Annotated in this window: 20 protein-coding genes and 1 tRNA gene; 8 read left to right on the top strand and 13 right to left on the bottom strand. The window is 66.4% G+C overall.

Going from position 1 to position 19,774, the window contains the following annotated elements:
- Positions 1 to 5 precede the first annotated feature (5 nt).
- The 8 genes from ACTIF2_RS14685 to ACTIF2_RS14650 form a co-directional block, all read right to left on the bottom strand.
- Entirely contained in the window at positions 6 to 1,001 is a 996-nt protein-coding gene (locus tag ACTIF2_RS14685) for a TRAP transporter substrate-binding protein (protein ID WP_439497825.1), read from the bottom strand.
- A 47-nt stretch (positions 1,002 to 1,048) separates the two neighbouring features.
- The gene (locus ACTIF2_RS14680) at positions 1,049 to 2,332 is read right to left on the bottom strand and encodes a TRAP transporter large permease subunit (protein ID WP_439497824.1); all 1,284 of its coding nucleotides are present in this window, start codon (positions 2,330 to 2,332) and stop codon (positions 1,049 to 1,051) included.
- On the bottom strand, positions 2,329 to 2,874 hold the full coding sequence (locus ACTIF2_RS14675; RefSeq protein WP_439497823.1) for a TRAP transporter small permease: 546 nt from the start codon (positions 2,872 to 2,874) through the stop codon (positions 2,329 to 2,331). The genes ACTIF2_RS14680 and ACTIF2_RS14675 overlap by 4 nt, the downstream gene beginning before the upstream one ends.
- Positions 2,875 to 2,932: 58 nt before the next feature.
- Positions 2,933 to 3,943: a TRAP transporter substrate-binding protein gene (locus ACTIF2_RS14670; protein WP_439497822.1), complete on the bottom strand. Its 1,011-nt coding sequence runs from the start codon at positions 3,941 to 3,943 to the stop codon at positions 2,933 to 2,935.
- Positions 3,940 to 4,929, bottom strand: coding sequence for an amidohydrolase family protein (locus tag ACTIF2_RS14665; RefSeq protein ID WP_439497821.1), 990 nt, complete (start codon positions 4,927 to 4,929; stop codon positions 3,940 to 3,942). The genes ACTIF2_RS14670 and ACTIF2_RS14665 overlap by 4 nt, the downstream gene beginning before the upstream one ends.
- A gap of 278 nt (positions 4,930 to 5,207) precedes the next feature.
- On the bottom strand, positions 5,208 to 6,230 hold the full coding sequence (locus ACTIF2_RS14660; RefSeq protein ID WP_439497820.1) for an NAD-dependent epimerase: 1,023 nt from the start codon (positions 6,228 to 6,230) through the stop codon (positions 5,208 to 5,210).
- Between the two features lie 306 nt (positions 6,231 to 6,536).
- Complete coding sequence (locus ACTIF2_RS14655) at positions 6,537 to 7,268, bottom strand: LuxR C-terminal-related transcriptional regulator (protein WP_439497819.1); 732 nt, start codon at positions 7,266 to 7,268, stop codon at positions 6,537 to 6,539.
- A gap of 646 nt (positions 7,269 to 7,914) precedes the next feature.
- A tRNA-Met gene (locus tag ACTIF2_RS14650) sits at positions 7,915 to 7,991 on the bottom strand.
- A gap of 305 nt (positions 7,992 to 8,296) precedes the next feature.
- On the opposite strand from ACTIF2_RS14650, the gene ACTIF2_RS14645 reads away from it, so the two are divergent.
- The gene (locus tag ACTIF2_RS14645; protein ID WP_439497818.1) at positions 8,297 to 8,608 is read left to right on the top strand and encodes a hypothetical protein; all 312 of its coding nucleotides are present in this window, start codon (positions 8,297 to 8,299) and stop codon (positions 8,606 to 8,608) included.
- 21 nt (positions 8,609 to 8,629) lie between these two features.
- Here the strand turns inward: ACTIF2_RS14645 and ACTIF2_RS14640 are convergent, their stop codons facing one another.
- Both ACTIF2_RS14640 and mnmA read right to left on the bottom strand, forming a co-directional pair.
- Positions 8,630 to 9,268, bottom strand: coding sequence for a class I SAM-dependent methyltransferase (locus ACTIF2_RS14640; protein ID WP_439497817.1), 639 nt, complete (start codon positions 9,266 to 9,268; stop codon positions 8,630 to 8,632).
- 59 nt (positions 9,269 to 9,327) lie between these two features.
- Entirely contained in the window at positions 9,328 to 10,512 is a 1,185-nt protein-coding gene (gene mnmA, locus ACTIF2_RS14635) for a tRNA 2-thiouridine(34) synthase MnmA (RefSeq protein WP_439497816.1), read from the bottom strand.
- A gap of 243 nt (positions 10,513 to 10,755) precedes the next feature.
- On the opposite strand from mnmA, the gene ACTIF2_RS14630 reads away from it, so the two are divergent.
- From ACTIF2_RS14630 to sciP, 3 genes are all read left to right on the top strand, one after another.
- Entirely contained in the window at positions 10,756 to 12,162 is a 1,407-nt protein-coding gene (locus tag ACTIF2_RS14630) for a flagellar hook-length control protein FliK (protein WP_439497815.1), read from the top strand.
- A 15-nt stretch (positions 12,163 to 12,177) separates the two neighbouring features.
- A complete protein-coding gene (locus ACTIF2_RS14625) occupies positions 12,178 to 12,843 on the top strand; it encodes a flagellar hook assembly protein FlgD (protein WP_439497814.1) in 666 nt (221 codons plus the stop codon).
- Between the two features lie 134 nt (positions 12,844 to 12,977).
- Entirely contained in the window at positions 12,978 to 13,253 is a 276-nt protein-coding gene (gene sciP, locus ACTIF2_RS14620) for a CtrA inhibitor SciP (protein WP_038359348.1), read from the top strand.
- Positions 13,254 to 13,317: 64 nt separating this feature from the next.
- Here the strand turns inward: sciP and ACTIF2_RS14615 are convergent, their stop codons facing one another.
- Genes ACTIF2_RS14615 through ACTIF2_RS14605 form a run of 3 tightly spaced genes read right to left on the bottom strand, consistent with a single transcriptional unit; the run spans position 13,318 to position 15,747 of the window.
- Positions 13,318 to 15,153, bottom strand: a complete 1,836-nt coding sequence (locus tag ACTIF2_RS14615; protein ID WP_439497813.1) for a carbamoyltransferase family protein — start codon at positions 15,151 to 15,153, stop codon at positions 13,318 to 13,320.
- A 10-nt stretch (positions 15,154 to 15,163) separates the two neighbouring features.
- Positions 15,164 to 15,313, bottom strand: a complete 150-nt coding sequence (locus ACTIF2_RS14610) for a DUF5989 family protein (protein WP_439497812.1) — start codon at positions 15,311 to 15,313, stop codon at positions 15,164 to 15,166.
- Positions 15,313 to 15,747, bottom strand: a complete 435-nt coding sequence (locus ACTIF2_RS14605) for a hypothetical protein (RefSeq protein ID WP_439497811.1) — start codon at positions 15,745 to 15,747, stop codon at positions 15,313 to 15,315. The genes ACTIF2_RS14610 and ACTIF2_RS14605 overlap by 1 nt, the downstream gene beginning before the upstream one ends.
- 242 nt (positions 15,748 to 15,989) lie before the next feature.
- Between ACTIF2_RS14605 and fliF the strand changes: the two genes are divergently transcribed.
- The 4 genes from fliF (at position 15,990) to fliN (ending at position 19,730) form a co-directional block, all read left to right on the top strand.
- Positions 15,990 to 17,675, top strand: coding sequence for a flagellar basal-body MS-ring/collar protein FliF (gene fliF / locus ACTIF2_RS14600; protein ID WP_439497810.1), 1,686 nt, complete (start codon positions 15,990 to 15,992; stop codon positions 17,673 to 17,675).
- A gap of 89 nt (positions 17,676 to 17,764) precedes the next feature.
- Positions 17,765 to 18,769: a flagellar motor switch protein FliG gene (gene fliG / locus ACTIF2_RS14595; protein ID WP_439497863.1), complete on the top strand. Its 1,005-nt coding sequence runs from the start codon at positions 17,765 to 17,767 to the stop codon at positions 18,767 to 18,769.
- A complete protein-coding gene (locus tag ACTIF2_RS14590; protein ID WP_439497809.1) occupies positions 18,766 to 19,383 on the top strand; it encodes a FliH/SctL family protein in 618 nt (205 codons plus the stop codon). The genes fliG and ACTIF2_RS14590 overlap by 4 nt, the downstream gene beginning before the upstream one ends.
- On the top strand, positions 19,380 to 19,730 hold the full coding sequence (gene fliN, locus ACTIF2_RS14585) for a flagellar motor switch protein FliN (RefSeq protein WP_439497808.1): 351 nt from the start codon (positions 19,380 to 19,382) through the stop codon (positions 19,728 to 19,730). Before ACTIF2_RS14590 ends, fliN begins: the two co-directional genes overlap by 4 nt.
- The last annotated feature ends 44 nt before the right edge of the window (positions 19,731 to 19,774 follow it).

Below are 19,774 nucleotides of genomic sequence, written 5' to 3'. Positions count from 1 at the left end.
AGGGGTCAGACGGCGGCCTTCTTGATCGCGTCGAGCGTCTCGCTGCCATGCTTGCCGACAAAATCCTTCTCGACCTCGGCGGTGACGAGCTTGGCGAAGGAGTCGCGATCGGGCGCCTCGACGGCCTGCATGCCGGACTTCTTCAGCTCGGCCAGGCTCGAGCCCTCGGTGTCCTCGTTCATCTGGCGCTGGGTCGCGGCGAGCTCGACCGCGATGGTCGCAAGCAGCTTCTGGATCTCGGCCGGATAGGCGTCGAATTTCTGCTTGTTCATCACCACCGGGCCGGTGGTGAAGGCGTGGCGTGTCAGCGAGAGATGCTTCTGCACCTCGAAGAACTTGGCGTTGAGGATCAGCGTCACCGGGTTCTCCTGGCCGTCGACCGTGCCGGTCTCGAGCGCGGTGAAAAGCTCGGTGAAGGCCATCGGCGTCGGTACGGCGCCGAGCAGCTGGAAGGCGCGGATATGGGCCGGGTTCGGGGTGGTGCGGATCTTCAGCCCCTTGATGTCGGCGGCGGTCGCCACCGGGCGGCGGTTGTTGGTGAGGTTGCGCCAGCCGATCTCCCAGGTCGCGAGCGCCTTCAGGTTGGAGCCCTCGAGCTCGCGGCGCAGGCCGTCGCCGATCGGCCCGTCCATCACGACCGCCGCATGCTTGCGGCTCTGGATCAGGAAGGGCAGGTCGAGCACGTTGAGCTTCGGCGCGAGCCCCGTGAAGAAGGGGTTGCCGGTCAGGCAGAGATCGAGCGAGCCGCCGCGCACCGCGCTGATCGTCTGCGCATCGGAGCCGAGCGAGCCGTTCGGGAAGACCTGGACCTCGAAGCGGCCCTCGCTCTCCTTCTTGACGCGTTCGGCGAAGAGCAGCGCCGCCTTGTGCCAGCTGTCGGATTCAGGGTGCGGGTGGGCGAAGCGCAGGCGCGTCGCCTGGGCGAAGGCGGAATTGCCGATCGAGAACAGCGCGATACCGGCGCCGGCGCCCTTCAGGGCGGTTCTGCGAGTGAGCGTCATGATCAAGTCCTCCTCTTGCTTTCGGTTTCTTGCTTGGCTGGCGCCGATCAGCGCCCGTAGAAAAACTTTGCGGGGATGGTGACGATCTCCGGCACGAAGATCAGCAGCGCCAGCACGGCGAGCTGGGCGAACAGGAACGGCATCACGCCGCGAATGACCTTGTCCATCGAGACGTTGCCGACCGCGCAGACGACGTTCAGCACGGTGCCGACCGGCGGCGTCAGCAGGCCGATGGCGTTGTTGATGATGAACATCACGCCGAAATAGACCGGGTCGATACCGGCCTGCTTGACGATCGGCATCAGCACCGGCGTCAGGATCAGCACCGTCGGGATGAAGTCGAGCGCGGTGCCGACGACGACGACCAGCAGCATCATCGCGAGCATCAGCATGGTCTTGTTGTCGATCAGCGGGCCGAGCAGGCGCGAGACCTCGCCCGGGATGTCGGCGATGGTGATCAGCCAAGCCGAGACCAGCGCGGCCGCGACCAGGAACATCACCGCAGCCGAAGTCTTGAGCGCGGCGAGCATGGCCGGGCGCAAATGCTCGAGCTTCAGCTCGCGATAGATGAAGCCGCCGACCAGCGCGGCATAGACGGCAGCGACGACCGCCGCTTCGGTCGGCGTGAAGGCGCCGGCCTTCATGCCGCCGATGATGATGAAGGGCAGGCCGAGCGCCCAGATGCCGTCGAGCGCGGTCTTGCCGATCTCGCGCAGGCTGGCGCGCTGCGTGCGGGCGACCGGTTCCTCCTTGGCCAGGAAATACCAGGTCGCGACCAGGGCAAGGCCCATCAGCAGGCCGGGCACGATGCCGGCGAGGAACAGGCGCGTGATCGAGACGCCGGCGGCGACGCCGAAGACGACGAAGCCGATCGAGGGCGGGATCACGGGGGCGATGATGCCGCCGCCGGCGATCAGCCCGCAGCAGCGGTCGAGCCGGTAGCCGGCTTGGCGCATCATCGGGAGCAGGATCGCAGCCAGCGCCGCAGTGTCGGCGACGGCCGAGCCGGAGATGCTCGCCATGACCAGCGCCGCGATGACCGCGACATAGCCGAGCCCGCCGCGGACATGGCCGACCAGCGTCATGGCGAGCCCGATGATGCGCTTCGACAGGCCGCCGGTATTCATCAGCTCGCCGGCGAGCATGAAGAAGGGCACCGCCATCAGCGGGAAGCTGTCGGCGCCGTTGACGAGGTTCTGGGCGAGGATCTGGGCGTCGAAGGTGTCGAGCTCGATCATCAGCGCGACGCCGCAGACGAGCAGAGCGATCGCGATCGGGACGCCCAGCGCCATCGCGCCGAGCAGCGAGCCGAGGAAGACGAGAACGGTCACGAGCGGCGCTCCTCTGCCTGCTTCGCCTCGAAAGCGGCAAGCTCCTCCGATTCCGTGCCGATGATCAGCTCGTTGTCGGGAATCCGGCCGGTCAGGAGCTTGGCGAGCGAGATCAGGTTCAGGGCGGCGATGCCGGTGCCGCAGACCAGCCCGGCGATATAGGTGATCGCCATCGGGATGCCGGTGACCGGTGCGATATTGTCGATGTTGATGACGCTCTGCTTCCAGCAGCCGATCACCACCAGCACCATGCAGAGCAAGGACAGCCCCTCGGCCGCGAGGCGGCACCACCAGCGGCCGTTGCGGCCGAGCATGGTGACGACCGTCGTCATGCCGAGATGGCCGCCATCCTTGGCGACCAGGAAGGCGCCGCCGAAGGTGAGCCAGACGAAGATCATGCGCGAGGCTTCCTCCGAGACCGTGATCCCGGAATTGAAGCCGTAGCGCAGCACGACATTGCCGAAGACCATGGCGATCATCACGACGAAGCCGGCGATCAGGAGGTTTTCGACGGCACGGAGCAGCCAGGCCTGCACGGTCATGGGCGATGTCCTTTCGAGGCCGGCGGGCTTCGCCGCCGGTGCCTTTGGAAGATCCGGCTCAGTTGCCGGAATTGGCCTTGGCGATCGCGCCGTAGAAGGACGAGACGAGCTCGTCGCCGAACTGCGCGGCGTACTTGTTGATCACCGGCTTGAGCTTCTCGCGCATCAGGCCGCGCTGTTCGGGCGTGACCTCGGTGATCTGCATGCCTTCCTTGGCGAGCGCGGCCTTGAGGTCGCCGTTGAGCCGGCGGCTGGTCTCGCGCTGGAACAGCGTCGCTTCCTTCGCCGCGGCCTCGATGGCGCCGCGGTCGGCCTCGCTCAGCTTGTCCCAGAACGGCTTGCCGGCGAGCAGCACGAGCGCGTCATAGGCATGGCCGGTGGTCGACAGGTATTTCTGCACGTCGAAGAATTTCTGGGCGTGGATCACCGTGAACGGGTTTTCCTGCGCATCGACGGCGCGGGTCTCGAGCGCGGTGAAGAGCTCGTTGACCGCCATCGGCACTGCGTTCGAGCCGAGCCCGTTGAACATGTCGATATAGAGGTTGTTCTGCATCGTGCGGATCTTGATGCCGGAGAAGTCGTCGACCTTCTCGATCGACCGCCGGCTATTGGTCACGTTGCGGAAGCCGTTCTCCCAGAAGGCGAGGCCGATCAGCTTCTTCTCCGGCAGCTTGGCGAGCAGGGCCTGGCCGAAGGGCCCGTCGAGCACCGCGTCGGCCTGCTTCTCGCTGGTGAAGGAGAAGGGCAGGCCGATCACGCCGAAATCCTTGACGAGATTGGCCAGTGTCGCGGTCGAGGGCACGGTGAAGTCGAGCGTGCCGCCCTGCAGCGCCGAGGTCATCTGCACGTCGGAGCCCAGGGTCGCGTTGGAATAGACCGTGACGGTGACGCGGCCTTCGGTCCGGGTGCCGACGAGCTCGGCGAACTTGCGCGCGCCGATGGTCTGCGGATGGGTGTCGGGCAGGCTGGTGCCGAGCTTGGCCTTGACCTGGGCCGAGGCAGGCGACGTCGTCAGTGCGCCGAGCAGCAACGCGCTCGCGAGCGCGCCCCAAAAGCGATTCAGCTTCACGCGGTCTCTCCATTCTGGACTGTCTGAGCGGATGCAGGCCCGTACCAGCGGGCCGCATTGTCGTGGAAAAGGGCGAGCCGCTCCTGCGGCGAGCGCGTGCGTGTCGCCGCCTTGAAGACGCTGAAGATCGTGTCGAAGGAGCCGGTCAGGCTGTCGACCGGGAAATTGCTGGCGAAGGCGCAGCGCTCGACGCCGAACGCGGCGATGACTCCGTCGATCACCGGCTGCTGCAGTTCGCGCGTCCAGGGCTGGCCGGGCACGCCGATGCCCGAGATCTTGGCGGCCGCATTCGGCAGGGCGGCGAAGCGGTCAAGCGCGGCGCGCCAGGCCGTCAGCGCCTCCGGGCTGCGGTCGGACGGCAGGCCGGCATGGTTGAGGATGATCGTCGTGGCCGGGAAGTCGCGGGCGAGCTCGGCCGCCTCACCCAGATGCCACCAGGGCGTCTGCAGGTCGAAATGCAGCCCTGCCGGCCCGAGGCGCGCGAAGCCGTCGCGCCAGCGCGGGTCGCGCATCGAGCCCGGCGCCGCGAAGCGGGAATCGTGATCCTGACGCGAGGTCGCCACCGGCTTGTGGCGGACGCTGCGCACGAGCGGCATCGCGCGATAGGCCGAGACGACATCCGCCACATCCTCGCGATCGAGCCAGATCTGGCCGATCAGCGCATCTGGGAGGCCGGACGCGGCTGCGACCTCGCCGGCCCAGGCCATCTCGCCGACCGGGTCGGCCGGGTCCCACTCGCCCTCCATCAGGACGCTGCCCACGACGTTGTGGCCAGCCGCAACCCGGCGATAATCCGCCGGCATGAAATCACGGCGGATCGCCGAATAATCGCCGTAGCGGAAGCCATCGACCGGGCGGTCGCTCAGCCACGGGTGATAGTTGCGGGCGAGGTCGAAGAAATGATGGTGGGCGTCGATGATCGGCAGATCGTCATCGGCGCCGGATGCGAGGAAGCGGGCGCGCTGTTCGGGGGACGCGATGGCCATGCGTCCTCAACCTCACAGGCCGCGGACCCGGCGGCGCCGGGCATGCGGGGTGGTAGTGGGCAAAGGCATGCGCCATAGCCGTGCGGCGGGGCACGTCATCGCGATCTCCTGGCGGTTTCCTCTGAGGCTTTTCGCAGCGCCGGTGACGTAACGATGCCTGCTTTTTTGTATGCTGCATACTGCACATCAAATGCAGCGAGTCAAAGCAAATGGCGCGCGCTCAGCGGATTTGCTGCGCGCCCGGCCGCCGGGGTCGGGCTACGGCCCGATCGCCGGGCTCAGCCGTAGAAGGCGCGGTACCAGGCGACGAAACGCGCGATACCATCCTCGATCGAGGTGCTGGGGCTGAAGCCGACCCGGGCGGCCAAGGCGCTGACATCGGCATAGGTCGCGACCACATCGCCGGGCTGCATCGGCAAATGGCGCTTGATCGCGGGCCTGCCGCAGGCCTCCTCGATCACCGAGATGAAGCGGTCGAGCCTGACCGGGGTGTGGTTGCCGATATTGTAGATCCGGCAGGGAGCGGCGGCCGTGGCGGGATCGGGCTTCGACGGATCGAAATCGGGAGACGGGGCAGGCGGGCAGGCGACGAGCCGGACGATCGCCTCGCTGACATCGTCGATATAGGTGAAGTCCCGGCTCATCTCGCTCTCGGCATAGACGTCGATCGGCCGGCCTTCGAGGATGGCCTTGGTGAACTTGAAATAGGCCATGTCCGGCCGGCCCCAGGGACCATAGACCGTGAAGAAGCGCAGGCCCGTCGCCGGAATGCCGTAGAGATGGGCATAGGAATGCGCCATCAGCTCGTTGGCCCGCTTGGTCGCGGCATAGAGCGAGACCGGGTGGTCGGCATTGTCATGCTCGCTGAACGGCACCTTGGCATTGGCGCCGTAGACCGAACTCGACGAGGCATAGATCAGGTGCCGGACCGGATGATGCCGGCAGGCCTCCAGCACGGACAGGAAGCCGTCGAGATTGGCGGTGGAATAGGCGCGGGGCTGCTCGATCGAGTACCGCACGCCGGCCTGGGCCGCGAGATGGATCACCGCGTCGGGACGAAACCGGGCAAAGGCAGCTTGCAGGGCGTCATAATCGGCGATGTCGAGCTGTTCGAAGGAGAAGCCGTTGCGCGGTGTCAGCCGGTCGAGCCGCGCCTGTTTCAGGGCGGGGTCGTAATAGGCGTTGAGGCTGTCGATCCCCAGCACCGCGGTCCCCTGCGCGAGAAGCGCCTCAGTGACATGGAACCCGACAAAGCCGGCGGCCCCGGTCAGCAGGACCCGTTGCGGTGAGGCATTCGTCATTCTCGGGCCGCCGGATCGCTGCAATGGTTTGGGGAGAGGAATTCATACCGAGCCCCCCGGGAGCGGACAAGGCGGTTGCCGCGCAGGTGGTGCGGTCAATAACGGGTTAATCCCTATCGCCTCGGCCGGCGCCGGGATCGCAATCTCTCGGCAGGGGCGATCGCGGCGGCCCTGGCGGAGGCTTCCGCGATCATGCCCGATATGTGGAGCGGCATGGCCGGCAACGCTCATACCATGGCAGCGGCTATCGGCGTGGACGCCGATAGCCGAAAGCTTGCGAGGCCTCTACCTCGCTCCGTGATCAGGTCACGGCAACAGCGACATCCCGTTCGCCTTGCCGGCGACACTGGCATTGATCGGCCGCGAGACTGGCTCGAGGCGGTTGATGGCCCAGATCGCGGCCTGGGTCCGGTTCTGGACCTGGATCTTGCGCAGGATCGCCTTGATATGGACCTTCACGGTCGCTTCGACGATATCCAGGCTGCGGGCGATCATCTTGTTGGACTGCCCGCGGACGAGGCATTGCAGAATCTGCATCTCGCGAGCGGACAGGGTGCGTGACGAATGGGATATCGGCGGAATTTCCGCAGCGATTTCGTCGGCGATCTCGATGTCCAGACCGTGATCGTTGACGATGCGTGTCAGGATGGCCGAAGGGAATATACTTTCCCCTAGCATGACCAGTTCGAGCGACTTGATCAAAGTCGAGCTGCTGATGGTCTTCATCAGATATCCACGCGCCGACAATCTGAAGGCGGTATGGACCTGATCGGGATTATATCGATCGGCGAGGACAACGATCTGCGTGTCGGGAAAACGGGTCCGTAGCGCTCGGATGTTCTTTTCAAGCCAGGTATCGTCGTCCTTGGCGCCGACGATGATGAGTTCCGCTTCGACGTCTGGCAAAGTTGCGGCGTCGAGTTCATCGACGCTGGAGGCCATCGCTATCACGAGGAAACCTCTCTTCGCCAGCAGCTTGCACAATCCTTCGCGAAATAGTGTGCTTTGCTCCACTAATACTGTAGGGATGCCACGCATCGATGCCCCTCCTCAACAGAACTATGGGCCAACCGCATCTTTTCGTCGCTATATGTTCTTGGATGGACCAAGGGGAAATAATACATAATTCAAAAGGGAATTCTAGATACATTCTATTAGGAAATCGTGCACCCTAATGTTGTATGGTTTTGATTCTGTCTTTGGTCAATATATTTGTGTTTGTTTTCAGAATTTGGTGCACTTAAAGCTTATTGTATCAATATCGTACTGGTTCTGATGGCTCGTCGTTGCCATTCAACATTAAACAAGATTAATCGATTGCTGTGTCATGAACGCATGACATAATAAAACCTGCATCGATCGGGATTGTACTTTAGAGGGCCTCCAGACTCTGGTGCCGTTCTTGGTAAAATTTTCCATCTGATAGTATACAACAACCGCTGCGAGTAATCGCATGGGTTCGGTTTTTCGTGGGAGTACCTCCAAAGGTGAAGGTCCGAATCCCAGCAAGAATCGGTTCAGGCTAACTCATCACGGGGATGTGAACTCGCCAAGAATCCTTCGGGCCGTGACTGGCCGGACCACAAGCAATTCCTTAACTCAAGGTAGCATTCCCCATGGGAATATCTTGTTTTCCGGCAGCTGGAAGCGCGAGTACGAAGCGCGCCAACAGTGGAGGAAATGGTGGTAGCGGGAGAGGGACTCGAACCCCCGACACGCGGATTATGATTCCGCTGCTCTAACCAGCTGAGCTACCCCGCCCCAAGGACCGGCGCGCCGAACACGGCGTCCCGTCACGGACGGCGCGGTATAGGGGGCCGGCGCCGCTGCCGTCAAGCCTTGCTCCGTCGATTGCGTGCTCCTCCTCGCACCGTGACATGCAGATGACGACGGACTTGCTGTCCGTGGTGGGTTTGCCATGCGCTGGCTGCATTCCTGCGGACTTGAAGCCGGAATGCGGCTCCATAGCTTCGTAGTGCGTCGAGGACGGGGCTGGAACTGACGCGAATGACGATAGGCGTCGTCGCGGATCAGATTCCACTCGGTGCGTTCCGGAGATTGCTCCCATGACGACGTCGATCATATATACTGCCGGCGGCTCCAGCCGCCCGGCTTTTCTCGCAACGCTCGCCGCGACGGCGTTCGCTGCCGTGCTGCTTGGCGGAGGAGCGCCAGCCCGCGCTGCCGAGGCCGCGCAGGAATGCGCCTATCGCTACCCATCCGGCATCATGGGGCAGGGACAGGCGACCGTCGCCGAATACTGCGGCAGGCTGCGTTTCTGCCAGACGATGGCCGACCGGAACGACGGCAGCAATCTGGCGCAGATGGGCTGCTTCGGGTTCGCGTCGGACGGGACCACTGCGGGCAGGCGTCGCTGATCGGTTCGCGCCCGGCCGGTGTCAAGCCGCGTCCGGGCGTTTCCGCAGTCTCACGACCTTGAAATAGCCCTTGCCGACATGGACCGTGTCGTAGCGGTTCGTGCTCGCGGCCCAGTCCGTCAGGCGGCGGACCTTGAAATCCGTGCTCCACCCGACTGCCTTGGCGAGCGGGGCCAGCATGGCCCAGAGCGGAGCCGTGATGGCATCATCATCGACGAGCCGGCTCGAGATGATGATCTCGCCGCCGGGTTTCAGCACGCGGTCCATCTCGGCGAGCGCCTGCTCCGGGTCCGGCACCAGGGTGATGACGAACTGCGCCGTCACCGCATCGAAACGCTCGTCGGCAAAGCCGAGCCGGCAGGCATCCATCACCATCAGGCCGCGGACATGGCCGAGCTTCTGGGCCGCGACCTTGCGGCTTGCGACCTTGAGCATGTCGAGAGAGAGATCCGCGCCGAGCACGCGGCTGCCGGGCGTGAAATAGGGCAGGGTCAGGCCGGTCCCGACGCCGATCTCGAGGATGTCGGGGCCGCAGGCGCAGGCCGCCGCCACCGCCTCGCGCTGCGCGCGGGCGAGCAGGCGCACGTAGATCCGGTCATAGAACTTGGCCCAGGTGGCATAGACCCGCTTCTGGCCTTCCAGGTCATAGGTGACGGGCATCGGGCAGCTCTGTCGTGTCAGGATTGGCTGGGAAGGGCAGGCGGCTGTCGGCGGTGGCGTCAGGAGGTCGCGAGCGCCAGATCCGGGCCGGGTGCCATCATTCGCGTCGCGGGCGAGATGATGGTGCCGCCGCCGAGGACGCGGGCGCCGGGCTCGGCCCGGTCGTAGATCACGCAGGCCTGTCCGGGCGAGACGCCTTCCTCTTCGCCGGCGAGCACCACCTTGAGGCCGGCCTCGTCGCGCAGCAGCCGGGCCTCGCGTGGCGCACGCGTCGAGCGCACGCGCACGGCGATGTCCAGCCCCTCCGCCGGCAAGGCGTCGAGCGCGGTATCGCCGAGCCAGTTCAGGTCGCGCAGCCGGACCTCGCGCACGCCGAGCGCCTCGCGCGGGCCGACGATCACGCGCGCCGCGTCGGCATCGAGCCGGAGCACATAGAGCGGCTCGGCGGTGCTGATCCCCAGCCCTTTGCGCTGTCCGACGGTGTAGCGCAGCACGCCCTCGTGGCGGCCGAGCACGCGCCCGTCGAGATGAACGATGTCGCCGGGGCGGGAGGCGCCGGGCTTCAGCCGCTCGATCACATCGGCATAGCGGCCGTTCGGCACGAAGCAGATATCCTGGCTGTCCGGCTTGTCGGCGATGGCGAGGCCGAGTTCGGCCGCGAGCGCGCGGGTTTTTGCCTTGTCGATCTCGCCAAGTGGAAAGCGCAGCAGGTCGAGCTGCTCCTGGGTCGTCGCATAGAGGAAATAGCTCTGGTCGCGCGCTTCGTCGGCAGCGCGGAAGAGGCCGCGATGGCCATTCTCCAGCGGGCGGCTCGCAACATAGTGGCCGGTGGCGAGCGCATCGGCGCCGAGCTCGCGCGCGAGGCCGAGCAGGTCGCGGAACTTGACGGTGCGGTTGCACTCGACGCAGGGGATGGGCGTCTCGCCAGCGAGATAGCTCTCGGCGAAACGCTCGATCACCGCGTCGCGGAAGCGGCTTTCATAATCCAGCACGTAATGCGGGATCCCGATCGTCTCGGCGACGCGCCTGGCGTCGTGGATGTCCTGGCCCGCGCAGCAGGCGCCGGCCCGGTGCACCGCGGCGCCGTGGTCATAGAGCTGCAAGGTCACGCCGACGACGTCGTAGCCCTCGCGCTTGAGCATGGCTGCGACCACCGAGGAATCGACACCACCCGACATCGCCGCGACGACGCGCGTCGCCGCGGGCGGCTTGGCGAGGTCGAGGGAGTTGCGGGCGGCAGTCATGGCGGTTGCGGTCTTGTCCTGGGCGGAGCGCTCTATGTGGCGGCTCTATATCGGTTTTGACAGGTTGCGACCAGAGAGCGATCGGCAAATCATGCCGACCTGCCGTCGGCACGAGGGTTCTTCTTGCCGATGGCGAACGCCGCTCGGCAAGCTAAGCCATTGAAATGATGATGGCGTCGGTCTGGCGCGGGACTTGCTGGCCGCGTAGCCGGGCGTGCCTTGCGCCTCACCATGGATCGCCTGATGTCAGCCGTATCGTCCTCGACCTCGACGCCCAGTCCGGAGCCGGCGTCGCGCCGCCGTGCCGCGGAGCGGGAGGCGGGCGGCGAGGCCGCGCCGTTCAGCCTGCCGGGGGATGCCGGAGAGGACAAGGGGGCAGCCGCCGGCACCGCAAAGACCGAGGCTGGCGGGCAGCCGGCCGAGCCCGGCAAGGCGCAAGCATCGAAGAATGCGCCTGCCGTGCCGGTCGTTGTGACGCAAGCTACTCCGGCTCCCGGAATCGGCACCGTTGCTTCGCCTCCGGCCGAGGCGAAGCCCGAGCAGACAACCCCGAAGCAAGATGCCGCCACGCTCTTCGCCATCGCCGTGGCGGCGCAGGGGCCGGCCAAGGATGCCGAGGCCAAGGACAAGCCGGAGTCCGCGGAGGCGAAGGAGCCGGTCCCGAACGGCGAGGCCGCGGCGACCGTCGACGCCACCACCCCCGGCACTGCGCCCGCACCCGCGGCGGTTCCGGCTGCGCCTCCGCCAATCGTTGTCGCTGCGACGATCGTCACCGAGGCCGTCGATCCTGTGCCCGCCGCGAAGGCCGCGATCGGCATGGCGGTGGCGGCCCCGGTCAAGAGCGTGCCGGCGGGCGGCGAAAAATCTGCGGTCGCTGCCACCGCGCTGCCGCTGCCGGCAGATGCCAGCGCTATTGCCGTGCCCGAAACCGATAAAAACGCCAAGCCGGGCGCGAAGCCCGATCCCGCTGTCGCGGGCATGGCCAAGGACGCTGCCGTGGCGGCGACCCCCTCGGCTACGGGAGCGGCCGCACCCGACGATTTCAAGCCGCTCGAAGCCCTGCAGCAGGTCCTGGCGCCGATCGACCTTTCGGCGCTGGCCCAGCCGCGTGGCGGCAGGCCGGAGGCGCTGCCTGGCCAGCCGGACCTGGAGCAGGCAGCCGCCGGGGCGCAATCGCCGGCCACGGCGCATCAGCGCGGCATGGCCGACGGCCAGCCGACCCCGCTTCACGTCGTGCCGATCGAGATCGGCCTGCGCGCGCTCGCCGGCAGCAAGCGCTTCGACATCCGGCTCGACCCGGCCGAGCTCGGGCGCGTCGACGTCAATCTCGAGATTTCCGAGAAGGGCGAGGTCAGCGCCCGGCTGGTGGTCGACCGCGTCGAGACCTTGCACCTGCTCCAGCGCGATGCGCGCACGCTGGAGCGGGCCTTCGAGCAGGCCGGCCTCAAGGCGGCCGATGGCGGCGTCGACATCACGCTGCGCGATCCGGCCGATCAATCGGGCTTCCGGCAGAACCGGCACGAGGACGAGGCGTCACGCCGCGCCCTGCCGACGACCGCGTCCGACAGCGGCGAGGACACAGCCATTCCGGCGCAGCCTGCGCCCGTACGCCGCCTGGTCAGGCTCGGCGGCGTCGATCTCAGCATCTGAAGAGGGCCACGGATCATGACCGTCTCGAACACCTCGTCGAGCACCGCCACCAATGGCACGAACTCGACCGTCACCGGCCAGTCGAGCTCGATCGCCAATAATTTCGACCAGTTCCTGACGCTGCTGACGACGCAGCTCAAGAACCAGAGCCCGCTCGACCCGCTCGACACCAACCAGTTCACCGCCCAGCTCGTGCAATTCGCCGGCGTCGAGCAGCAGCTCAAGACCAACGAGACGCTGAGCACGCTGCTCAGCCTGAACTCGGCGCAGATGGCGACCAGCGCGGTCGGCTTCATCGGCTCGACCATCACGGCCGACGGCGCGACCACGAAGCTGACCGAGGGCGCGGCCGAATGGAAGATCAACGTCCCGCGCGGCGGCGCCGCGACGATCACCATCAAGGATGCCAATGGCAGCATCGTGCGGACGGCGACGACGAGCCTCGTCGCCGGCGACCAGAGCTATAAATGGGACGGCAAGACCTCGACGGGCGCTGCGGCGCCGGAGGGCGCCTACACCATCACCGTCGATGCGGTGGACAGCACCGGGCAGGCGATGACGGCCAAGACGCTGATCAGCGGCGTGGTCGACGGCGTCGATTTCTCGGGTTCCGTGCCGGGGCTGAAGATCGGCGGAATCACCGTGCCGATCAGCAATATCAAGTCGGTGGTGCGCACCTGATGCGTGAGGCGCGCGAAGTGGAGACCGGGGCCTGGAAGACATCCTCCGGCTTTGGCCCTTTCGCTTTAGGCAATTCTTAAAGCGCCGGGCTTATGGTCAACTCAACTAGGTCTGTTGAGTTGTGTGAGTGTACCATGACCGAGCCTTTGCGACCGCGGGTGAAGTACGTGATCGGACCGGACGGAAGTCCGCTGACGATCGCCGATCTGCCGCCGATGAATACGCGCCGCTGGGTCATCCGGCGCAAGGCCGAGGTGGTTGCCGCGGTGCGCGGCGGGCTGCTCAGCCTCGAGGAAGCCTGCCAGCGCTACACGCTGACGGTCGATGAATTCCTGAGCTGGCAGATGTCGATCGACCAGCACGGCCTCGCGGGGCTGCGCACCACCCGCATCCAGCATTATCGCCAGTAGCCGCGCCGACGCGGCAATCGCTGCTTTCAACGAAAGGCGCGCCGCAGGGCGCGCCTTTCGCGTTTCAGTCGAGCTCGAAAGCTTCCTTGTAGTCGCGCTTCAGGCTCTGGTCCTGCTCTTCCTTGCGCAGGATGCAGTTGCCGGCCACGAGCAGCTCGATCTCGGAGCCCATGAAGCAGCGGAAGGCGTCGGTCGCGTTGCAGACGATCGGCTCGCCGCGCACGTTGAAGCTGGTATTGACCAGGACCGGACAGCCCGTCAGCGCCTTGAAGCGGCTGATCAGCGCGTGGTAGCGCGGATTGGTGTCCTGATGCACCGTCTGGATCCGCGCCGAATAGTCGACATGGGTGACGGCCGGAATTTGCGAGCGCGGCACATTCAGCTTGTCGATGCCGAACAGGGCCTTCTCGGCCTCGGTCATCTCGCGGCGGAGTTCCTTCCGGACGTCCGCGACCAGCAGCATATAAGGCGAATCCGCGTCGATCTCGAACCAGTAGGCGACGTCCTCGCGCAGCACCGAGGGCGCGAAGGGCCGGAAGCTCTCGCGGTACTTGACCTTGAGATTGAGCATCTTCTGCATCTGTGGCGAGCGCGGATCGCCGAGGATCGAGCGTCCGCCGAGCGCGCGCGGGCCGAACTCCATGCGGCCCTGCATCCAGCCCACGGCCTTGCCCTCCGCCAGGCCGGCTGCGGTGGCCTCGATCAGGGCCTCGTCGTCGAGGACCTCGAAACGGGCGCCCGCTGCGGTGAGTTCGGCCTCGATCTCGGCCTGGGTGAAGCAGGGGCCGAGATAGGCGCCTTGCATGGCGTCGCCGCCTGTGCTCCGGGCGGGGCGCGGCCGGCCGGCGAAGAGGTGGTAGCCGGCGAGCGCCGCGCCGAGCGCGCCGCCGGCATCGCCGGCCGCCGGCTGGATCCAGAGCCCGTCGAAGACATTTTCGCGCAGCAGCTTGCCGTTGGCGACGCAGTTCAGCGCGACGCCGCCGGCGAGGCAGAGGTTCTTTTGCCCGGTCTCCACCCGCACGGCGCGGGCGAGGCGCAGCACGATCTCCTCGGTGACGGCCTGGATCGAGGCCGCCATGTCCATGTGGAACTGGGTCAGCAGTTGCTCGGGCGCACGCACCGGCTGGCCGAACAGCGCGGCGAAGCGCTCGTTCGTCATGGTCAGTCCGGTAGCGTAGTTGAAATAGCTCTGGTCGAGATGGAAGCTGCCATCCGGCTTCAGGTCGACGAGCTTGTCGAGCATCAGGGCGGCGTAGCGCGGCTCGCCATAGGGGGCCAGCCCCATGACCTTGTACTCGCCGGAATTGACCTTGAAGCCGATATAATAGGTCACCGCCGAATAGAGCAGCCCGAGCGAATGCGGGAAATGCAGCTCCTTGTGGATCTTGAGGTCGCTGCCCTTGCCGACCGCCAGCGTCATCGTCGCCCATTCGCCGACGCCGTCCATGGTCAGGACCGCGGCCTCATCGAAAGGCGAGGGATAGAAGGCGGAGGCCGCATGCGAGAGATGGTGCTCGGTGAAGAGCAGCTTCTCCGTGTCGAAGCCGGGCGCGATCTTGCGCAGGTCCTTGGCGATCAGATGCTTCTGGAACAGCTTTTCGCGCAGCCAGAGCGGCATCGCCATGCGGAACGAGGTGAAGCCGCGCGGCGCGAAGGAGAGATAGGTCTCGAGCAGGCGCTCGAACTTGATGAAGGGCTTGTCGTAGAAGACGACTGAATCGAGCTCTTCGAGGCCGCAGCCGGCGACCGAGAGGCAGTACTCGACCGCCTTGTGCGGAAAGTCGGCGTCGTGCTTCTTCCGCGTGAAGCGCTCCTCCTGCGCCGCGGCCGCGATCACGCCGTCGACGACGAGCGCGGCGGCGCTGTCATGATAAAGGCCCGAGATTCCCAGGACGCGCATGCGGGACCGGCTAGAACAGCGTGTAGACGAAGGGCGCCACGGCGCTGCCATGGGTCAGCACCAAGAGGCCGCCGAACAGCAGGCTGATCAGCAGGATCGGGGTCAGCCAGAACTTCCTCCGGGCCTTCATGAATCGGAAGAACTCCTTCAGGAACGACATCAGAACTGGTCCTTCATCGAGGCGGGCTCCGGTCCGGGCGGGGTCCGGGCAATCCAATAGCTTTGCGCCTGCGGCTTGCGGCGCAGCGCCAGGAAATCCTTGCCCAGCAGCCGCGCGAGCAGGCCGATCGGCGTGAAGACGACGAAGAACAGCAGGCCCAGCACGATCGGGTTGACGATGCTGGCGAGCAGCAGTCCGAAGCGGGTCCAGAGCTTGTTCAGCGGCGCGAGCAGTGCGGCGCGCACCAGAGCGACGAGCAGGAACGCCAATGCGAGCCCGGCGAGCCAGGGCCAGGCCCGCCCGTGATGCCAGGCGTTATAGAGCCCGAGCAGAGCGAACAGGCCGGCGAAGACCAGTCCGAAGGACCGGTCGCTCGAGCCCTCGACCGGACCATGTCCGGCGCGGAACTCGTGATGCTCGCCTTTGCCCGCCACCCGGTTCTCCTCCGTCGTCGTGTGCTGTCTAGACGATAACCGGGGCGGGAGGAAACCGGGCTTGCGTGCGCCGAAGCTACAAAGCCGGCGGCGGAGCGGGGTCGGCACCGAGGCCACGCCCCAGTATTCTTTACCGCGCCGCACCGGAAATTAACCGCTTGCTAACCATGCACCGGGAAAAACTTGCCTAGTGAGCCGCGTTGCGCGCGTGGCCGCTGAAGCTTTGTGGAACGGATGGCGGCGTGAACGGACTCGTCGAGCAATTCACCAGATTCGGGGCGGCGCGGCTGGCGGCGATGCTGGCCGTCACGCTGGCGCTCGTCGGCTTCTTCGGCTTCGTGATGCTGCGGATGTCCCAGCCGGCGATGAGCGTGCTGTTCTCCGATCTCTCCAGCCAGGACGTCAACGCGATCCTGAAGGATCTCGACACGCGCGGCATCAAGTACGAGCTGCGCAGCGACGGGCAGACCGTGCTGGTCGCCAAGACCGACGTGCCGCGCCTGCGGCTCGACCTGGCGGGCAAGGGCATCCCGTCGGGCGGTGGTGTCGGCTACGAGATCTTCGACAAGGGCGATGCCTTCTCGTCGACCAGCTTCGTCCAGAACATCAACCATTTGCGGGCGCTCGAGGGCGAGCTGTCCCGGACGATCCGCTCGATCAGCCGGGTCCAGGCGGCCCGCGTCCATCTCGTCATCCCCGAGAAGCGGCTGTTCGAGCGCGACCGCGAAGCGCCGCGGGCCTCGATCGCGCTGAAGCTCGCCGGCGAGCTCGACCCGGCCCAGGTCCGGGCGGTGCGTCATCTCGTGGCCTCGGCCGTGGACGGCCTCAAGCCGGAGCGCGTCTCGATCGTCGACGAGCGCGGCCGTCTGCTCGCCGACGGCGCCCAGGGCGAGCAGGGGCTGGTCGGAATCGGGCTCGACGAGCGCCAGATCGCGATCGAGAAGCGGATCAAGACCCAGATCGAGGACATCGTCGCCAGCATCGTCGGGCATGGCCGCGCACGCGTGCAGGTCTCGGCCTTGCTCGACAGCAACCGCATCGAGAGCCGCTCCGAGACCTTCGATCCTGAGAGCAAGGTCATCCGCTCGAGCCAGAACCGGACGGAGAGCGCCACCACCAACGAGGCGCAGAACGGCGCCGTCACCGTCGGCAACGAATTGCCCGGCGCGCAGCAGAATCCGGCCAATCCGGCGCAGCGCGACAGCTCGGCCAAGAACGAGGAGGTCGTGAACTACGAGATCTCGCGCACGACCCGCACCGAGGTCCTGGAAGGCGGCCGCGTCAAGAAGCTCTCGGTCGCGGTGCTGGTCGACGGAACCTATAACCGCCCGCAGGGCGGCCAGGCCGGCGAGGTCGGCTATCAGCCACGCAGCCAGGAGGAGCTGGAGCGGATCACGCAGCTCGTGCGCACCGCGGTCGGCTTCGATCAGGCGCGCGGCGACAAGGTCGAGGTCGTCAACCTGCGCTTCGCCGATGCGCCTGCGCCGGTCGAGGAGCTGAACGAGCAGACGCTGATGCAGCGGCTGACCTCCTTCACCAGGGAAGACATGGTGCGGTTCGCCGAAATGGCGGTGATCTCGCTGCTGACGCTGATCGTGCTGATGGTGGTCGTGCGTCCGCTGCTCAAGCAGGTGCTGGCGAGCGACCGTGCGGTGCGGCCGATGCCGTCCTTCATGCGCAATGGCGTGGCGGTGATCCAGGACGAGGGCACCGGCGATCCCGCCAGCCCGCGCGCGATCGCGGCCGGCAGCAGCGAGCCGCCGATGGTGGAAGTGGAGGCGCCCTCGGAGCGGATGCTGGCGATCGCGCAGATCAAGGGCCAGCTCAAGGCGCAGTCGGTCGAGAAGATCGGCGCCATGGTCACGCAGAACCCGGCCGATTCGGTCGCCGTGCTGCGCGGCTGGATCCACGAGAAAGCACCGGCATGACGGGTCTCTGAGCCATGGCCGCGACCCGTTCCATCGCGACGCGCAACTCCGGGCAGGAGGGACGCGACTACGACACCGATCAGGTGCCGATGACCTATGCCGGCCTCACCGGGCCGCAGCGCGCCGCCGTGATCCTGCTCGTGCTCGGCGAGGACCATGGCCGCTCCATCTGGCAGGAGTTCGACGACGAGGAGATCCGGATCATCACCCGCGCGATGGCCGAGCTCGGCACGGTCGATTCGGACATGGTCGAGCGGCTGATGCTGGATTTCGTCAGCAAGCTGTCGAGCGCCGGCGCGATCACGGGATCGTTCGACCGCACCATCTCGCTGCTCGAGAAGATCCTGCCGTCGGACCAGGTCGCGCTGATCATGGAGGAGATCCGCGGGCCGGCCGGGCGCAACATGTGGCAGAAGCTCGGCAATATCGATGCGGTGGTGCTCGCGAACTTTCTCAAGAACGAATATCCGCAGACCATCGCCGTGATCCTCTCCCGGATCCGGCCGGAGCATTCGGCGAACGTGCTGCGCAACCTGCCCAACGAGCTGTCGATCGAGGTGGTCGGCCGGATGCTCCGCATGGAATCGGTGCAGAAGGAGGCGCTCGACCATATCGAGAACACCTTGCGCTCCGAATTCGTCGCGACCCTGACCCAGACCCGCCGGCGCGACCCGCACGAGATGATGGCCGAGATCTTCAACGGCTTCGACCGGCAGACCGAGATCCGCTTCCTGTCGGCGCTCGACGAATCCAACCAGGATTCGGCCACCCGCATCCGCGCGCTGATGTTCACCTTCGAGGATCTCGCCAAGCTCGACCCGGCCGGGCTGCAGACCCTGATGCGGCAGGTCGACAAGGACGTGCTGACCCGGGCGCTCAAGGGCGCCGGCGAGGACATGCGGGCCTTCTTCTTCGGCGCCATGTCGCAGCGCGCCGCCAAGAACATGCAGGACGACATGCAGAGCCTCGGCCCGTTGCGGCTGAAGGAAGTCGATGAGGCCCAGATGAAGATGGTCACCCTGACCAAGGATCTGGCGGACAAGGGCGAGATCGTCCTGTCCAAGGGCAATGCCGAGGACGAGCTGGTCTATTGACGATGAGCACCGCCAAGAAATTCATGTTCGGCACCGATTTCCGCGAAGGCGGCCGACGCGCCGTCGGCGACGCGGACCTTGCGGCTGCGCGCGCCGAGGGCTTCAAGGCCGGGCAGGATCAGGGCCGGCGCGAAGCCGAGACGCAGCTGAACGGCCTTCTCGGCCATCTCGTGCAGGCGACCGAACGCCTGCTCGCCGAGGAGGACAGGCGCGCCGCCGCGATCGAGGAACAGGCGGCTCGTGTCGCCATCGTCACCGCACAGGGGCTGGCGCGCGCCGCGGTGGCCGAGCGGCCGCTCGCCCAGATCGAGCGCGCGGTGCGCGAATGCCTCGGCCATGCGCGGCTGGCTCCGCATCTGGTCGTGCGGGTCAATGAAAGCGCCGTCGAGGCGGTGGAGCAGATGCTGGCGGGGCCGGCGCGGGAGGTCGGCTTCGCCGGCCGGCTCGTCGTGCTCGGCCAGCCGGATATCGCGCCGGGCGACGGCCGCGTCGAGTGGGCCGATGGCGGCATGGTCATCGACAGCACCCGGATCGAGCAGCTCGTCGAACAGGCCGTCCGCAGCGTCTTCGGCCATTCCAATCAATTCAACCCCAGCGAGGGAGGCCCGGCATGAGCCAGGAAAACGACCTCAACCTGCCACCGCTGAACCCAGCCGACCTCTCTTTCGACCATAACTCGGCCTCGGTGGCCCGTTCGGGGCCGGTGCCGGTGAAGACGGCGGAGGACCTCGAACAGGTCTTCGACGTGCCCGTCACGGTCTCGGCGGTGCTCGGCTCGTCGCGGATCGCGGTCGGCGACCTGCTCCAGATCGCGCCGGGCACGGTGCTCGAACTCGACCGGCGCGTCGGCGAGGCGATCGACATCTTCGTCAACGAGCGGCTGGTCGCGCGCGGGGAGGTCGTCGTCGTCGAGGATCGCCTCGGCGTGACCATGACCGAAATCATCAAGGCCGACCGGTGAGCCGCGTCCAGCCCGTCACGCATTCATTCGGAAAGGCCTGAGCC

Source organism: Allobosea sp., from assembly GCF_051860145.1.
Taxonomy (GTDB): Bacteria; Pseudomonadota; Alphaproteobacteria; order Rhizobiales; family Beijerinckiaceae; genus Allobosea.
Note: the sequence above shows the minus strand (reverse complement) of the source record. Positions and strands in the feature narration are given on the sequence as shown.

Excerpts from the sequence above, each read along its gene's own strand:
- ACTIF2_RS14610 (WP_439497812.1), bottom strand. The coding sequence starts at position 15,313 with ATGTCGTTCCTGAAGGAGTTCTTCCGATTCATGAAGGCCCGGAGGAAG.
- sciP (WP_038359348.1), top strand. The coding sequence starts at position 12,978 with ATGACCGAGCCTTTGCGACCGCGGGTGAAGTACGTGATCGGACCGGAC.
- ACTIF2_RS14630 (WP_439497815.1), top strand. The coding sequence starts at position 10,756 with ATGTCAGCCGTATCGTCCTCGACCTCGACGCCCAGTCCGGAGCCGGCG.
- fliG (WP_439497863.1), top strand. The coding sequence starts at position 17,765 with ATGACCTATGCCGGCCTCACCGGGCCGCAGCGCGCCGCCGTGATCCTG.
- ACTIF2_RS14655 (WP_439497819.1), bottom strand. The coding sequence starts at position 7,268 with ATGCGTGGCATCCCTACAGTATTAGTGGAGCAAAGCACACTATTTCGC.
- mnmA (WP_439497816.1), bottom strand. The coding sequence starts at position 10,512 with ATGACTGCCGCCCGCAACTCCCTCGACCTCGCCAAGCCGCCCGCGGCG.
- ACTIF2_RS14685 (WP_439497825.1), bottom strand. The coding sequence starts at position 1,001 with ATGACGCTCACTCGCAGAACCGCCCTGAAGGGCGCCGGCGCCGGTATC.
- ACTIF2_RS14675 (WP_439497823.1), bottom strand. The coding sequence starts at position 2,874 with ATGACCGTGCAGGCCTGGCTGCTCCGTGCCGTCGAAAACCTCCTGATC.
- fliN (WP_439497808.1), top strand. The coding sequence starts at position 19,380 with ATGAGCCAGGAAAACGACCTCAACCTGCCACCGCTGAACCCAGCCGAC.
- ACTIF2_RS14615 (WP_439497813.1), bottom strand. The coding sequence starts at position 15,153 with ATGCGCGTCCTGGGAATCTCGGGCCTTTATCATGACAGCGCCGCCGCG.
- ACTIF2_RS14660 (WP_439497820.1), bottom strand. The coding sequence starts at position 6,230 with ATGACGAATGCCTCACCGCAACGGGTCCTGCTGACCGGGGCCGCCGGC.
- ACTIF2_RS14665 (WP_439497821.1), bottom strand. The coding sequence starts at position 4,929 with ATGGCCATCGCGTCCCCCGAACAGCGCGCCCGCTTCCTCGCATCCGGC.
- ACTIF2_RS14640 (WP_439497817.1), bottom strand. The coding sequence starts at position 9,268 with ATGCCCGTCACCTATGACCTGGAAGGCCAGAAGCGGGTCTATGCCACC.
- ACTIF2_RS14645 (WP_439497818.1), top strand. The coding sequence starts at position 8,297 with ATGACGACGTCGATCATATATACTGCCGGCGGCTCCAGCCGCCCGGCT.
- ACTIF2_RS14625 (WP_439497814.1), top strand. The coding sequence starts at position 12,178 with ATGACCGTCTCGAACACCTCGTCGAGCACCGCCACCAATGGCACGAAC.